Raw genomic sequence first — 15,294 nt, 5'->3', positions numbered from 1 at the left:
GCACCAAATTGCCGTTGTTCGATGCGTGTCTCGCCGCCCGATTCCTCGATGATCGCGCACGCCGTGATCTGGGCTTGATGAATGTCGAGTCCAATGACCCGCTTGTGGATCGGAACCAGTTCCATACCGTCTCCTTTCGCAATAAACTTGAAAGCGGGAGGCGGTGGGTGCCAGAACCGAAGTTGCCTGAAGGCGACAGGTCGCCAACGGCCCTTTTAATGTGTGCGCTCAAAGGCAGCAATCCGGGGGTACGAGTCGGTTCAGCGGGTCACGTTAAAGTTCGGGGTCGAGCCGCCAAAGCTTTGCGCGACCTCTACCCATCGCTTCCCAACTCGAATTTTCTTTCATGATCCGGGGCGGCCGCAACTGCAATGACCGTTAAGGTGGCCGAAGAAGGTGTATTTGCCGCGTGCCTGACCCATCAGCCCCACGCCCGCGGCCGAACCGATGGACAGCAGGGAACCGCCCACGCCGGTGGTGAGCGTCACCAGCAGCCACTGCCCTGTCGACATGTCGGGCATCATGGTCAACACGGCAAACATCACCGGGATGTTGTCGACGATCGCCGACAGGATACCGATCGCGATATTGGCATTGGTCGCACCCCAGTCGCCATACATCAGCTCGGAAGCCTTCGCCAGGTAGCCAATGAAGCCGAGGCCGCCGACGCATAGCACCACGCCGTAGAAGAAGAGCAGGGTATCCCACTCGGCGCGGGCAATCTTGTTGAATACGTCGAACGCCGGCAGGCTGCCCAGCTGCTCGTCGTGACTGCACTCGGTCCGGAATTGACGGCTGGTCATGCCGTACTCACGGTACACGGTTTTCTTCAGGTAATAGCCGAAGAACTGCAGATAGGCCAGGCCGGTCAGCATGCCGATGACCGGTGGCAGATACATGAAGTTGTGGTAGCCGACGGCGGTGGCGATGGTCAGCAGGAACAACGCAATGATGCGCCTGGCGCCACGTTTCATCACCACGACCTTACCACCCCCGCGCGGTTGTACGTTCGGGACCGACATCGACATGATGGCGGCCGGCAACAGCCAGTTGACCAGCGCGGGAATGAACAGGGCAAAGAAGGACCCGAAACCGATCCCACCCTGCGGCGTCTCTATCCCTTTCTGCCAGACCATCAGGGTGGTGATGTCGCCAAAGGGGCTGAAGGCGCCACCGGCGTTTGCCGCCACGACGATATTTATGCAGGCAACCAGAACAAACTTGGAGTTTTCGCCGCCGACCGCCATAACCACCGCACACATCAGCAGGGCGGTGGTCAGGTTATCTGCCACCGGGGAGATGAAGAACGCCAGCACGCCGGTTATCCAGAACAGTTTGCGCAGTCCGTAGCCCTTCTCGATCAGCCACGAGCGCAGGGCCTCGAACACATTGCGCTCGCTCATGGCATTGATGTAGGTCATCGCGACCAGCAGGAACAACATCAGCTCGGCGTATTCGACCAGGTTATGCCGCACGGCCATTTCTGCGGCATAGTTCATGCCGTGGCCAGCATAGACGATGCCGATCAGCGCCCAGATAAGGCCGGCGGCCAGGATCACCGGTTTGGACTTGCGTAGCTGGGTGAATTCCTCCGCCATCACCAGTGCGTAAGCGAAGCCAAAGATGGCCAGGGCTGCGAAACCAACCCAGTGTGCAGTCAGGTCAAGGCGCTCGCCCCCCCCCTGCGGAGGCCCATGTCGGAGCCGGCGCCAGAAACAGCAGCGGGGGAATAAGCAGGCGCGAGGGCGTTGTCATTTTGTTCTCCGTGATTATCGACTGTCGCCGTGGCTAGCTTTCGACGCTCCACCACGCAGTATCCGCAGTATCCAGGACCGCCTCTACCTTAGAAGGGGCCACGTGTGGGGTCAAGTCATTGTTGCGGCTTGGCAATATTGGCTCACACGCAGAGCTGCGCGCACGTCCTGCGAAATGGCTGTTGCCCCTGCGTGGCCATTTTTTACTCGAAGGGCGCCGCCCCCTTCGGTCGGGGTGTTCGTCTGTTCGTCTGGCGCTGGAGCCTCGAACGTAACGCTGCCCGGCCTGGATCGAGCGCAGCAGCGATCTCGAATCGCTACTCGTTACGTTTGATCAGAGCCGCACCCTCGTCGTAGAGCTCCGTCAACTTGCCTTCGTCGAGGTTGAGGAGACGCAGGCAGGACGGGCCAAGTTTCTGCCATTCTTCGGTGTGACTGCCGCCGGTGACGTACTGCAGGATGTGCTCGGCGGTCTGGCTGGCAGCCACCAGATAGCGGCTGGCGCCTGGTAGACCGGAATCGAAATGGTCGATCACGTCGCGGTCGTGATGGTAGCGGATTGCCAGGCAGATTTCCTCCGGCAGCCACCAGTTCTGCGCCAGCAAACAGCCGACCAGGCTGTGATTGGTCGGCAGCAGATCCTCTTCGATGTCGGTAAAAGAGCGTTCGGCCTCGTGGTTGGCGCGATCCAGCATCTTCATGTAGTCGGGAAAACGGCGCAATAGAATGACGATGCCGCAATCCCTGAACAGGCCGTAGGTGTAGGCATCGTCAGCGCGCAGCCCCGATTTCCTGACGGTCTGGGCCAGCCAGCCGGAGAGGGCGGCAATCTGGGCCGACGCCTGCCAGAAGCGCTCGTAGTGCGCGGAACCGGGAAACGCCTGGCGCAGGCTGATCGCGGCGATGGCTCGGCTGCTTGCGTCAAGGCCGAGCATGAGCAGTGCTTCCTGGACCGAACGGCAGCGGCTGCGACAACCAAAATAAGGCGAGTTAACGGTCTTGATCAGGCCCGCGGCGAGGCTGACATCGGCGCCGATCTGTTGGCCGATGAGCGTGAAATTGGGCATATCTTTGCGCATCTCGTGGCAAATCCGATCGATGATCGTCGGTCGCGGAGGAATGTCGATGTCGCGGATCGTTCGCTCGAGCACCGCGGCGAGCCGGCCTTGTCCCGCTTGCGTGTCAAAACTCATGTGTCGTTCTCTCCTTCAGCCACGCCAGCATGGCTTCTTCCGGCATCGGTCGGGCATGAAAGTAGCCCTGCACCGCATCCACCGCGGCGCTCTCGACAGCCGCCTGCTGTTCGGCAGTTTCAACCCCTTCGGCGATCACCGTCATGCCCAGCTCACGCCCGAGCATGGCCATGGCTTTCACCACCGCGTAGGCGCGCCGGTCCTCCGGCAGAACCTTGATGAACGAGCGGTCGAGCTTGAGCTTGCTGGCCGGCAGATCCTTGAGGGTGGAAAGGCTGGAGTAGCCGCAGCCGAAATCGTCGATCGCCATCCCGACGCCAGCCGCGCGAACGCTGCGCAAATTGTTCTGCACGGTTTCCGAAACATCGAGGAACAGCGATTCGGTGAATTCGAGTTCGATGAGTGCCGGCGCCACGTTGGCGCAAATCAGCGCCGCCTGTAGCGCGGGCGCGAAGCTACGCGAAGTAAGTTGGGCACGCGAGACGTTGATCGCCACCTTGGTCGCTACGCCTTCGTCGCGCAGCCGGGCCGCGAATTGCGCGCCCTGCAGCAGGCTCCATTCGCCAAGGCGGACGATGAGCCCGGTTTTCTCGGCAACCGGGATGAATTTGCCGGGCATCAAGCGTCGTCGGGGCAGGTTGCAGCGCATCAATGCTTCGACGGCCTCGATACGGCCGTCGACACCCACCAGCGGCTGGTACTCGAGCGACAGACCACCGCTTTCCAGGGCCCGGTGCAGATCCCCCTCGACGGCCAGCTCTTCGCGAGCCAGGTGCACGCCCTGCCGACCGGTGACCCGCTCATCGCCTGAAACGACCACTCGTTTACCGCCGCGGCGCTTGGCTTCCAGCATTGCCCGCTCAGCCCGTTCCAACAATCTTAGCGAGTCTTCACCGGCTTCGTGCAACGCGATGCCCATGCTCATTGATGGACGCATCAGCAGATTGTCGATAAGCAGCGGACGTTCGATCTCGACAAGCAACATCGCCCCGATTTCTGTCGCCATCTGCAGGACCGCCGAAGGAATCAGGGCTACGAATTCGTCGCTACCCATGCGCAAAAGGATACTGTCGCCGCTCAAGGCCAGCCGCAAGCGCTCTGCCACCAGCGCAATGACATGGTCACCACCGGCATGGCCGAAGGATTCGTTGATTTGCCGGAAACGGTCGATGTCCATCCACAATACGGCCAATGGGCTAGCTGTCGACTCCGCCTCGGTGACCGCCCGCGCGGCCGCGTGCAGGCCGGAGGAACGGCTCAGAAAACCGGTGATGGGGTCGCGGCCTGGACGATTGTCGTGCATCGGAATGGGGTAGCTGCGGTAAGCCTGCTAATTCGAAAGGCTTCAAGCGTAGGCATGGCGACCACTTCCTCCTTGACCGCGCGCGCCATTCGTTTCACCATTTGTGCCAACCCCTCGTCAACTTCATTGCGGATTGCCATCAATGACCAAGGAGAGCACGCTCGCCAGCTCGTGGCTGATTCTTTTTCGCCTCCTCGAAGCGCATGGCGTCGAAGCTCACACGTGGCTGCGCGAGTTGGGCATGGACCCGGAACTGGCACGACAGCCCGGCGCGCGAATACCCAGCTGGGTGGTCGATGTCGTCATTGCCCGCGCCGCCGCCGTGATCGACGATCCGGCTTTCGGACTGGCAGCGGCCGAGTGCTGGCATCCGTCCAACCTGGGAGTGCTGGGCTATGCGTGGTTGTCGAGCAGCACGCTGCGGCAGGGATTGCAGCGCATGCAGCGCTATGCCCGCATTATCGGCGACCGTTGGGGCTGCCGTTGCGTCGACGAGACGAACGGGCTGCGTTTTGTCTATGATCACAACCGTAGCGACCTGGTCGTCGGACACGTCATGAGCGACTACTCTCTCGCACTCATCGTCGCCATGTGTCGCAGCAATTTCGCCCGCAAGCTCAACCCGGTGCGCATCTTTTTGCGCCGGCCTGCGCCGGCAGACCCGCGCCCGTACCAGGATTTCTACGCTTGCGACGTGCACTTCGGGGCGGATGAGGACGCTTTCGTACTCGCCACTGCCGACGCCGAAATGCCCTTGCGAACGGCCAACCGCGAACTGGCAGCGGCCTTCGACGCGATTCTTGCCGAACAACTGGCCGCGCACAGCAAAGAGGACTTCATTTCGCGCTGCCAGGTCTTCCTGCTAAAACAACTGACTTCGGGTGAACCCAGAGTAGACGATCTGGTCAATACCCTGAGCATGAGCCGACGCACTTTGCAGCGCAAACTCCGGGAACAGGGCACCAGCTACCATGAGCTTCTCGAAGAAACACGCTATGAACTGGCCAAAAACTACCTTCAGGAATCGACCAAGAGCGTAACGGAAATTACCTTTCTGCTCGGCTTCTCGGAACAAGGCGCGTTCACCCGCGCCTTCAAGCGCTGGAGCGGTGCCGCGCCGCGCGACTATCGCACGGCATTGGCGAGCTAGAACGCCGAGGCTCGCGGCCGCTATGGCAAGAACCGCGGACGGCGTCACATTGCTGCACACGGAGGGGGTCACGGCGAACATTACTACTGCAGCTTTTTGTGGCCGTGCTCAAACTTGCGGACCGCGCGACTTGCCGCGATATAGCGTACGGCCGTCTCTGCGCAGCCGAGCGCCGACCCGGGCGGCCAACAAGCTAGCCGGCGAGTCGCGCTTCAGACGGGACGCCGGCAACCTCGACCAGACAATCGTAGAAAGTGGCGCCGCCGCCGATATCGGTGAGTGCCTGGCTGGTCACTTCGTTGCAGTTGCGACCGTCGGGGGAAAGCTTGCGCCACCAGATCGAGGTGGCCATGGCGACACCGGGGCGAACGCGGTCGCTGACGATGGCACGGGCCTGGAACTCGCCACGGCGGTTGAAGATGCGTACCAGGCTGTCGTCGGCGATGCCCCGTGCCGCCGCGTCGGCCGGATGCAGATGGATCGCCGGCGACCTTTCCTGGGCCAGGAAACGTGCCGAGTTGGCAAAGCTGGTGTTCAGGAAGTTGCGCGCCGGCGGGGTGATCAGGGCCAGCGGAAACTCGCTGGCCAGCGGACTCTGCCGCCATTCGCGCGGGGCGATGAAGTCCGGCAAGGGGTCGACGCCGGCGCTGCCAAGAACCGTGCTGTAGAACTCGCATTTTCCTGAGGGCGTTGGGAAGCAGCCATTGGCGAAGGGCGCGGTAGCGCGTGGCAGGTTCAGCCGGGCATGTCCGTCGGCCTTGAGCTTCTCCCACGACAGGCCGGCCAGACGCGGGTCCTTCCAGTCGAAGGCCTGACGACAGAGGTCTTCGTCGGAGTCGGCAAAGCACGCTTCGCTGAAAGCCATCGCGCCGGCCAGGCGACGGAAAAGTTCGGTATTCGACACGGCTTCGCCAAGTGGCGCGATCGCCGGCTGATTGACCTGGATATGCAGGTGCCCATAGGACTTGTGGATGTCGAGCTGTTCCACGTGGCTGGTCGCCGGCAGGAGGATGTCGGCGTAGTCGGCGGTGTCGGTCTGGAAGAGATCATGGACGACGGTGAACAGGTCGTCACGGGCAAAGCCACGCACGACTTCGCCCGATTGCGGTGCGATCGCCACCGGATTGCTGTTGTAAACGAACAGCGCCTTGATCGGCGGCCGGGCGCGCAGCAGATCCTGGCCGATGGTGCTCATATTGATCATTCGCGGCGTCGGGCTGGGCATCAGATCAGGGCGTTCGAGGGCGGCGCTATCGACCGGGTAGTTGCCCGAGCTGGAAAGCAGGATGCCGCCGGCAGGGTGTCGCCAGGCACCGGTAAGTGCCGGCAGGCAGGCCAGTGTGCGCAGCGCCATGCCGCCGCCGGCGGTGCGGTTGATGCCGTAGTTGGTACGAATCGCGGCCGGGGTCGTGCTGCCGTACTCGCGCGCCAGCTGCTCGACTTCGCTGGCGTCAATGCCGCAAATCGTCGCTACCCGCGCCGGCGGGTAGTGCAGCGCGCGCTCCTTGAGGGCGTCGAAGCCGAGCGTATGCTGGGCGATATAGTCGTAATCAAGGAGCTCGTCGCGGATCAGCACGTGCATCAGCCCAAGTGCCAGTGCGCTGTCGGTTCCCGGCAGCAGCGCGATGTGCTGGTCGCACTTGTCGGCGGTCGCCGTACGGCAGGGGTCGATGGCGATCAGGCGTGCACCGCGTCGTTTCGCTTCCTGCGCCAACCGCCAGAAGTGCAGGTTGGAGACGACGCTGTTGCTGCCCCAGATGATGATCAGGCGCGCATCGACGACGTTCTCGACGTCGAAGCCGAAGCTGCCGCCGATACTGGCGCGGTAGCCCATTGCGCCAGCACTGGCGCAGATCGTGCGGTCGAGCTGCGACGCTCCGAGGCGGTGAAAGAAGCGGCGATCCATCGAAGCGTAGCCGAGCAGGCCGGAGTTGCCGGCGTAGCTGTAGGGAACGATCGCTTCGGCACCGTCGCTGGCGATGATCTGGCGATAGCGATCGGCGATCGTCGCCAGCGCCTGCGGCCACGAAATGCGTTCGAAAGCCGCGCCAGGGCCTTTGGGCCCGATCCGACGCAAGGGATAGAGCAAGCGCTCCGGGTGGTAGATACGCTCGGGGTAAAAGGCGACCTTGGTACAGAGCACGCCAGCGGTCGGCGCGTGATCGGCAGCTCCGGCAACCTTGACGACGCGACCGTCGCTGACGCTCACTTCGAGGGCGCAGGTATCCGGGCAGTCGTGCGGACAGGCGCCGCGGACGCTGTGTGTGATCGGCAGGGGTGGAGGGGGGCGAGACCATGGCACTTTACCCGTTCTGGTGGCGATGCTTCGAAGATAGCAGCTTCCGCCGCTTTTCGGCAGCCTTTGCCATGGCCTGGCAGCGGCGCCAACCGACTGGTCTCTGGCCGCTGCGGTGGCATGCCCGGACGGGAAGTGCGGCCTGCCGATGCGAACGCTTTCTGTCCTATGATGTCGGTACAGGTCGAACTGCCGCAGCAGTCAATGCGTCGCCATGCCCAGGGCGGGGCAAGGCCCTCTTTCCCGACCAGGACCACCCGCAGAGCCACCCGCCATGATGCCACTCTCTTCTCGCCGTTTTGCCGCCCGTTTTGCTTCCCTATCCGGTCCGCGATCGAAGTTCGCGCTGCTCCTGCTTGCAGCTATTGGCAGCACCCTGCTCGGCGCACTGGTCGCCGACAGCAGCGCAGCGGGCAACGCAAGAGCCCAGGCCCAAGCCTGTCTGACACCAGCCAGCTGGGCGGTGTTGACCGATCAACAGCCGCAGACGGTCAGCAAGCAGCAGATCCTGGCCGACTTGATCGGACGCGAGGTGCTGCTGCTCGGCGAACAGCATGACGACGCCGATCACCACCAATGGCAGTTGCAGGTGCTCGCGGGGCTGCACGCGCTGCGTCCGGAGATGGTCATCGGCTTCGAAATGTTTCCCCGCCGCCTGCAGCCGGTACTCGATCGCTGGGTAGCCGGCGAACTGAGCGTCAAGGAGTTCCTGCGCCAGGCGGAGTGGGAAAAAGTCTGGAACACGCCGCCAGAACTGTATTTGCCACTGTTCGAGTTCGCGCGCCTGAACCGGATTCCGATGCTGGCCTTGAACATCGACCAGGAACTGACGCGCAAGATTGCCGACCAGGGCTGGAAGGCAATAGCGCTTGCCGAACGCGAAGGCGTCGGCCAGGCGGCCGCGCCGCCGGACGCCTACCGCGACTTCCTCTTCGAGATTTATCGCCAGCACGCGACGATGCGCGGTAAATCGACCAAGGCAAAGCCCGGCGACGCCGCTTTTGCCCACTTCGTAGACTCGCAGCTGGCCTGGGATCGGGCGATGGCGGAAGTGCTCGCCGCTCAGGCAAAGCCGACGGCGGCCGGCGGCAAAGCGCTGATCGTCGGGATCATGGGCAGCGGCCACCTGCGCTTCGGGCATGGTGTGCCGCACCAGTTGCGCGATCTCGGCGTGCGCTCGATCGGCACGCTGTTGCCGATGGCGGCGAGCAGTCCTTGCGAGGAGCTTGACCCGGGGCTCGCAGACGCCGTCTTCATGGTGCCGACGCCGCCGCTCGTGCCGATCGCACCGCCGCGCCTTGGCGTGGCGCTCGAAAGCAAGGACGGGAAAATACTGGTCGCCAGCGTGAGCAAGGCTAGCCTGGCCGAGAAAAGCGGTCTGCAGGATGGTGACCAGATCCTCGCCGTCGCCGGCCAGCCGCTGTCCGGCCTGACGTCGCTGCTGAACTCGATACGACAGCAGCCGCCGGGAACCTGGTTGCCACTGCAGATCGGGCGCGCCGACGAAAAAATCGACATCGTCGTCAAATTCCCGGCCGAACGATGAGTCGCTGGCAAGCGCTGCGCTCGCTGCTGCTGCCGTTGCTGGCGCTGACGATGCCTGCTTGGGCACTCGCTGCACCACCCGTGCCAGCGGCGCATCTGGCACTCGAACTCACTCTCGATCCGGGCACTCGCCAGCTCGCCGTGGTCGCCTCGGTAAGCCCCGGCGAGCGAAATTTTCGCTTTGCACTGCACGAGTCCCTGCACATCGAGACGGCGTCGGTCGACGGGCAAGCGATCGTGCTCCGGCCGGCCGGGCAGCAGGGAAATCTGCGCGCCTGGCAGGCACGACTGCCGACAGCCGATGCCACGCTGCGCATCGAATACCAGGGCACACTACCGGCTCTCGCTGGGCACCTGGACCATCGCCAGGTACTCGGGCGACTGCCGCCGATGGCGGCTGTGGAAGGTAGTTTTCTACCTGCCGGCAGCGGCTGGTATCCACAGCCAGCGGCTTTGTTCACCTACCGCGTTCGCCTGAGCGTCCCCGGCGAGCAACGCGCGCTGGTCGCCGGCCGGCTGCTCGAAGAGGAATCACCGGCCGCCGCCGGCGATCACTATCGCGCCAGCTTCGAGTTTGTCCATCCGGCGGACGGCATCGACCTGATGGCCGGCCCGTGGATCGTTCGCGAGAGGATGATGCCGACCAGTGACGCCGCACCCTTGCGCCTGCGCACTTACTTTACGCGCGAGCTGGACGAGATCGCTGGCCTGGCCGACGCCTACCTCGAGGACACGGGCGCCTATATCAAGCGCTATGGGCGGGAAATCGGCGCCTACCCGTTCAGTGGCTTTTCGGTGGTTGCCAGTCCGCTGCCGACCGGCTTCGGCATGCCGACCCTGACCTATCTCGGTGCCGAAGTGCTCAAGCTGCCTTTCATTCGGGCCACCTCGCTGGGCCACGAGATCCTCCATAACTGGTGGGGAAACGGCGTCTACGTCGATTATGCGACAGGTAACTGGGCCGAAGGCTTGACCACTTTCATGGCCGATTACGCTTACAAGGAAAACGAATCGGCTGACGCCGCGCGCGCCATGCGCCTCGGCTGGCTACGCGATTTCGCGGCTCTGCCGGCGGCCAGCCGGCAGACCCTGGCTTCCTTCCGCTCGCGAACGCACGGCGCGGCGGCGGCGGTCGGTTACGGCAAGGCGGCGATGCTCTTCGTGATGTTGCGCGACCTGCTCGGCGAACAACAGTTCCGCGCGGGCCTGCAGCTGTTCTGGCAACAGCAGCGCTTTCGCATCGCCGCCTGGGACGACCTGCGGCAAGCCTTCGAGCAGGCGTCGGGACAGTCGCTGACAATTTTCTTCAGGCAGTGGCTGGAGCGCGACGGCGCACCCAAACTGCAGATCCAGAGCGCCAGCACCAGCACGCTCGCCAGCGGCACAGGCCTGACCATCGAAGTGACACAGAGCGCACCCGCCTACGCCCTGCGTCTGCCCATCGAAGTGAACTATGGCCAGCGCTCCGAAAACCGTGCCGTCGACATCGACGGCCTGCAGCAGAAAGTCGCTCTGGCAGTCGACGGCCCGGCGCAGAGTGTCGTCCTCGACCCGCAACTTCGCCTCTGGCGATTGCTGGACGCCGCGCAACTGCCGCCGATCCTGCGCCAGTGGATCGTCGCCCGCGGGCCGCGGCTACTGCAGGTCTCGAACCCTCCCGAGGTGCGCGAGGCAGCAGCAGCGCTGGGCGCACGGGTCTTTGAAGCCGCGCCACGGGAAATCCCGCCAGGCGATCTGCGCAAGACGACGACCCCGGCATTGATGATCGGCCTGCATGCCGACGTTGATGCGGCGTTGACGGCAACCGGCTTGCCGCCGCGTCCGCAGCAGCTCGAGCAGCAGGGAAGCGCCCAGGTATGGACCATTGCTGGCCAGGCGGAGGTGCCGATTGCCGTCGTTTCGGCACGCGACGCCGGCTCTCTGCGCGCCCTGCTGCGCCCACTGCCGCACTACGGCAGCCAGAGCTGGCTGGTCTTCGAGGGCAGTCGCGCGCGTGCCCGCGGCGTCTGGCCAATCATCGAGCAGCCAGTGCCGGCCAGCACGGCCGGCCGAAAGGCAGGCGACTAAGTGCCTTGCCAATGCCTGGCTGACGCCTGCCGGCGCCTCGCGGACGCGGCCAAGCCTGACAAAACCGGGAAAGCCGTGCTATCGTGCTGCCTTTTCGTCCCGACCCTCGCAAAATGCGTTGCTTTTGCGGCGGCGCACTGACTTTCTACGCGATCGAACCGATTCGCACCGTTCCAGCCACTAATGCCGCCGCGCGACGCGTGCAGGGAGACTGATGATGCCGTTTTTGAAACGAACAATTGCCACATTGGCGGCGACGACACTGGCCGTTCCCGCCGTCATGGCGCAACACATCGCACAGACCCCGCCAGAGGCGGACGCCAAGACCGCCTGGAGTGCGCCCGAGCCGTGGCGAACCGACCGTTTCTACCTGCAGACCAGCATCGCATCGGTGCACTTCGACCCGGACGACGAGCACGACAATTCGCAGGCCCTGATCAACCCCGAGTGGCGCCTGGACAAGCAGTGGCTAAAGGGTCAGGTGCTGGTCGGCGCAGCCAGTTTCGACAACTCCTTTGGCCAAGCTACCTGGTATGCCTACGGCGGCCTCCTCTGGCGGCCGGTCGAGACGGTGCAACCGTTCTACCTGAAGCTTACCGCTGGCGTCATACATGGTTATCGGGGTGAGTATCAGGACAAGATCCCGATGAACGGCTCCGGGTATGCTCCTGCCATCATACCGTCGATGGGTTACTGCTATAACCGCTTCTGTTCGGAGGTGGTGCTTTTCGGCGCGGCAGGCATGATGTGGACTGTCGGAATGACGCTGCCCTGAGCGTCGTTCTGCTGCCAAGAAGATATAGCTGCATTCGTCGCGCAGGTTGGCGGCGGCCAAACCGAGCTGCGCTACTTTCCAGCCTTATGCGGCGATTTGCCACATTCCGCGCTGCAACATCACTCCCTAGAATGCCCGCACAAGAAAATCATTCAGGGAGTGTTGCTAATGAAGCGGGACAGGAAAGTGATCGCCAATGCGGTCGCAGCAGCACTGGCGCTGCCCGGCATCTGGCAGGTCGCCGTGGCGCAGGAAGACGCGGCCACGCCGGTCATGTCGGAAGTAGTGGTCACGGCAGCACGCATCGAAGGCGGCGCGCCGCTCGACAGCAGCCAGCTCGGCGCGGCGATCATCGCACCCTACCGGGCATCGACCAGCGATAGCGCAAGACTGCTCGACGCACTGCCCGGTGTCAGCAGCTACGGCGCCGGTGGCGTCTCCAGCCTGCCGGTGATTCGCGGCCTGGCTGACGACCGCATCCGCATTCAGGTTGATGGCATGGACCTGATCTCCTCGTGCGCCAACCACATGAACCCACCGCTTTCGTATATCGACCCCACCAACGTCGATAACATCAAGCTGTTTGCCGGCGTAACGCCGGTCAGCGCCGGTGGCGACAGCATTGCCGGAACCATTCAGGTCAACTCGGCGCCTGCGGAGTTTGCCAAAGCTGGCGAAGACACTCTGCACAAAGGCCAGGCCGGTGCTTTTTATCGCAGCAACGGCAACGCTCGCGGCGCCAATCTCTCGGCGACGATCGCCAACGAGATGCTCAGCCTCAACTATTCCGGCTCGACGACGCAGGCCGACAACTACCAGGCAGGGGGAAAGTTCAAGCCTTCCGGACTGTCGGCTGGAACCTCGGAATGGCTTTCCGGCGATGAAGTGGGATCGTCCTTGTACAAGTCGGAGAATCAGTTGCTCGGCCTGGCGCTACGCTACGCCGAACATCTCTTCGAGCTCAAGTATGGCTACCAGCATATTCCGTATCAGGGCTTCCCGAATCAGCGCATGGACATGACCGATAACACCAGCAATCAGGTCAATGCCCGCTATCTGGGTCAGTACGATTGGGGTTCTCTGGAAGCGCGCGCCTATTACCAAGACACACGACACACCATGAATTTCCTTGAGGACAAGCTGGAAACCAGCGGTCCGATGCAGAACCTGGCCGGCATGCCGATGGACACGCGCGGGAAAACCACCGGCGCACAGCTCAAGGCGGAGATCGTTTCCTCGGAGCGCGATTTGTTCCGGGTCGGCGCCGAGTATCAGCGCTACCGGCTCGACGACTGGTGGGATCCGATCTCACCGGTCGTGGCGATGCCGATGGCGGGCATGAAAGGCTCAACTTTCTGGAACATCAACGACGGCCAGCGCGACCGCTTCGACGTCTATGGCGAATGGGAAGCACGTTGGGATCGGCAGTGGCTGTCGCAGCTCGGGCTGCGCAGCAGCACGGTGCGCATGGATACCGGCGACGTGCAAGGCTACAACACGCTGTTCTACGGCAATCCGGAGAATCCGGCGTCGATTCCCGGCGCTTTCAACGCCAGCGATCGCCAGAAGACCGATCACAACATCGATCTCGCAGCCTTGCTGCGCTTCACCCCCGCTGCCGAAGAAACCTACGAGGCGGGCTATGCGCGCAAGACGCGTTCGCCGAATCTCTACGAACGCTACGCCTGGTCCAGCAACAACCCGATGGCCATGAACATGGTCAACTGGTTCGGCGACGGCAACGGCTACGTCGGCGACATTGACCTGGATCCAGAAGTCGCGCATACGCTCAGCGCGACGGCCAGTTGGCACGACGCGGCGCGCGAGCAGTGGAATTTCAGCCTCACGCCGTACTACACCTACGTGCAGGATTACGTCGACGCAGTGCGCTGTTCAGGTGGCAGCGGGATGTCACCGTGCCAGGGAAGCAACCTGACGCGCACCGACAACTTCGTTTACCTGCAGTTCGCCAATCAGACGGCGCGCTTGTACGGAGCTGACGCCAGCGCCCGTGTGCCTGTGCTACGAAGTGGCGCGCTCGGCAATGTCAGCATGACCGGTGTGCTGAGCTATGTGCGCGGAAGGAATTCGCAGACTGACGACAATCTCTATCACATCATGCCCATGAACGCGAAGCTGGCTCTGGTGCAGCAGTCAGGCGCGTGGACCAACACCGTCGAAGGGGTATTCGTCGCCGCCAAGACGCTGGTGTCACAGGTTCGCAACGAAGTGGCGACCAGCGGCTACGGCTTGCTCAACCTGCGCAGCAGCTACGAGTGGAAGCAGCTGCGCGTCGATCTCGGCGTCGACAATCTGTTCGACAGGTTCTACGATTCGCCACTCGGCGGCGCCTATCTTGGCCAAAGGCCAATGCTCTATGGGACCACCGTGCCAGGTATGGGACGCTCAATCTACGCCGGCATGAACCTGAGCTTCTGAGCGCGAAGAGCCGGGCCGTTGTCGGCTCGCGCGCAGCACGGACCTGTGGGTCGATCAGGCGGCGGCGCCGCGCTCGATGATTACGCCGACGCGCTGCACGCCGCTCATCATGCCCAGTTTGGCGATCGAGACGCGCACCCAGGTGGCGCCGAAGTCTTCGAGCAACAGCGTTGCCACATATTCGGCAAGCCGTTCGAGGAGATTGAAGTGGCGCGCTGCCAACTCGCTGCGCAGGCGCTCGGCGACCATCGCGTAGTCGATAGTGTCACCAATATCGTCGCTGGCGCCGGCGCTGGCCGTCGACGTGCCGATCTGCAACGAGATTTCTATCGTCTGGGGCATCGCCTTTTCGCGCGGGTAGATGCCGATGAGCGTGGAAGCGCGAAGCGCGTCAATGAAAATGATGTCCATGCGGCGTGGCGTCAGGTCGGTGTAGAATCCCGGGCTGGTCGCGCAGTCTGCCGCGCGACGAGGAGTGTGCGCATTTTAACCCAGAGCCACGCCGACCATCTGAGCAAGCGAGCAGCCAAGCCGCCACCGACCGTCCGACGACCCACTTTACCCCTATGCCGCCCTCCCTGCTTACCGCCCTTGCCGTCCTGGCTGCCTATCTGCTGGGGTCGATCTCCTTCGCACTGGTCGCCAGTCGCCTGTTCGGCCTCGCCGACCCGCGCAGCTATGGCTCGAAGAACCCCGGTGCGACGAACGTCCTGCGCAGTGGCCACAAGGGTGCGGCGATATTCACCCTGATCGGCGATGCCGGCAAGGGCTG

At 63.2% G+C, this 15,294-nt stretch carries 11 protein-coding genes and 1 pseudogene; 6 read left to right on the top strand and 6 right to left on the bottom strand.

The features are described 5' to 3' along the window. The 4 genes and pseudogenes from E4Q23_RS18545 to E4Q23_RS18530 all read right to left on the bottom strand — a co-directional run. A pseudogene (locus E4Q23_RS18545) lies at positions 1-125 on the bottom strand (IS110 family transposase); the annotation flags it as partial. Between the two features lie 219 nt (positions 126-344). Then, positions 345-1,661: a sodium:proton antiporter NhaD gene (nhaD, locus tag E4Q23_RS18540; RefSeq protein WP_423753362.1), complete on the bottom strand. Its 1,317-nt coding sequence runs from the start codon at positions 1,659-1,661 to the stop codon at positions 345-347. 410 nt (positions 1,662-2,071) lie between these two features. Beyond that, positions 2,072-2,947 (bottom strand): HDOD domain-containing protein, encoded by an 876-nt coding sequence (locus E4Q23_RS18535; protein WP_169068014.1) that lies wholly within the window; start codon positions 2,945-2,947, stop codon positions 2,072-2,074. Beyond that, on the bottom strand, positions 2,937-4,250 hold the full coding sequence (locus tag E4Q23_RS18530; protein WP_169068013.1) for a putative bifunctional diguanylate cyclase/phosphodiesterase: 1,314 nt from the start codon (positions 4,248-4,250) through the stop codon (positions 2,937-2,939). Before E4Q23_RS18530 ends, E4Q23_RS18535 begins: the two co-directional genes overlap by 11 nt. A 142-nt stretch (positions 4,251-4,392) precedes the next feature. Between E4Q23_RS18530 and E4Q23_RS18525 the strand changes: the two genes are divergently transcribed. Further along, entirely contained in the window at positions 4,393-5,400 is a 1,008-nt protein-coding gene (locus E4Q23_RS18525; RefSeq protein ID WP_169068012.1) for an AraC family transcriptional regulator, read from the top strand. Positions 5,401-5,593: 193 nt separating this feature from the next. On the opposite strand, the gene E4Q23_RS18520 is transcribed toward E4Q23_RS18525, so the two are convergent. Beyond that, positions 5,594-7,702 carry a molybdopterin oxidoreductase family protein gene (locus tag E4Q23_RS18520; RefSeq protein WP_336511733.1) on the bottom strand — a complete coding sequence of 703 codons (2,109 nt, stop codon included), beginning with the start codon at positions 7,700-7,702 and terminating at the stop codon, positions 5,594-5,596. A gap of 268 nt (positions 7,703-7,970) precedes the next feature. Here E4Q23_RS18520 and E4Q23_RS18515 point away from each other — a divergent pair, with 268 nt between their 5' ends. From E4Q23_RS18515 to E4Q23_RS18500, 4 genes are all read left to right on the top strand, one after another. Then, a complete protein-coding gene (locus tag E4Q23_RS18515) occupies positions 7,971-9,242 on the top strand; it encodes a ChaN family lipoprotein (protein ID WP_248595574.1) in 1,272 nt (423 codons plus the stop codon). Further along, positions 9,239-11,308: a M1 family metallopeptidase gene (locus E4Q23_RS18510; protein ID WP_169068011.1), complete on the top strand. Its 2,070-nt coding sequence runs from the start codon at positions 9,239-9,241 to the stop codon at positions 11,306-11,308. Before E4Q23_RS18515 ends, E4Q23_RS18510 begins: the two co-directional genes overlap by 4 nt. Positions 11,309-11,525: 217 nt before the next feature. Further along, positions 11,526-12,083, top strand: a complete 558-nt coding sequence (locus E4Q23_RS18505; RefSeq protein ID WP_248595573.1) for a hypothetical protein — start codon at positions 11,526-11,528, stop codon at positions 12,081-12,083. Between the two features lie 168 nt (positions 12,084-12,251). After that, positions 12,252-14,522, top strand: coding sequence for a TonB-dependent receptor (locus tag E4Q23_RS18500; RefSeq protein ID WP_169068010.1), 2,271 nt, complete (start codon positions 12,252-12,254; stop codon positions 14,520-14,522). Positions 14,523-14,576: 54 nt separating this feature from the next. Here E4Q23_RS18500 and E4Q23_RS18495 read toward each other — a convergent pair whose 3' ends face one another. After that, positions 14,577-14,933 carry a dihydroneopterin aldolase gene (locus tag E4Q23_RS18495; protein WP_169068009.1) on the bottom strand — a complete coding sequence of 119 codons (357 nt, stop codon included), beginning with the start codon at positions 14,931-14,933 and terminating at the stop codon, positions 14,577-14,579. Between the two features lie 155 nt (positions 14,934-15,088). Here E4Q23_RS18495 and E4Q23_RS18490 point away from each other — a divergent pair. Beyond that, on the top strand, positions 15,089-15,294 hold a 206-nt coding region (locus tag E4Q23_RS18490; protein WP_211203834.1), incomplete at its 3' end, for a glycerol-3-phosphate acyltransferase.

The sequence above is a fragment of the Candidatus Accumulibacter phosphatis genome (assembly GCF_012939955.1).
In the GTDB taxonomy this organism is placed as follows: Bacteria; Pseudomonadota; Gammaproteobacteria; order Burkholderiales; family Rhodocyclaceae; genus Accumulibacter; species Accumulibacter delftensis.
The sequence above is the reverse complement of the archived record's forward strand: the minus strand, read 5'-3'. Positions and strand labels throughout refer to the sequence as shown.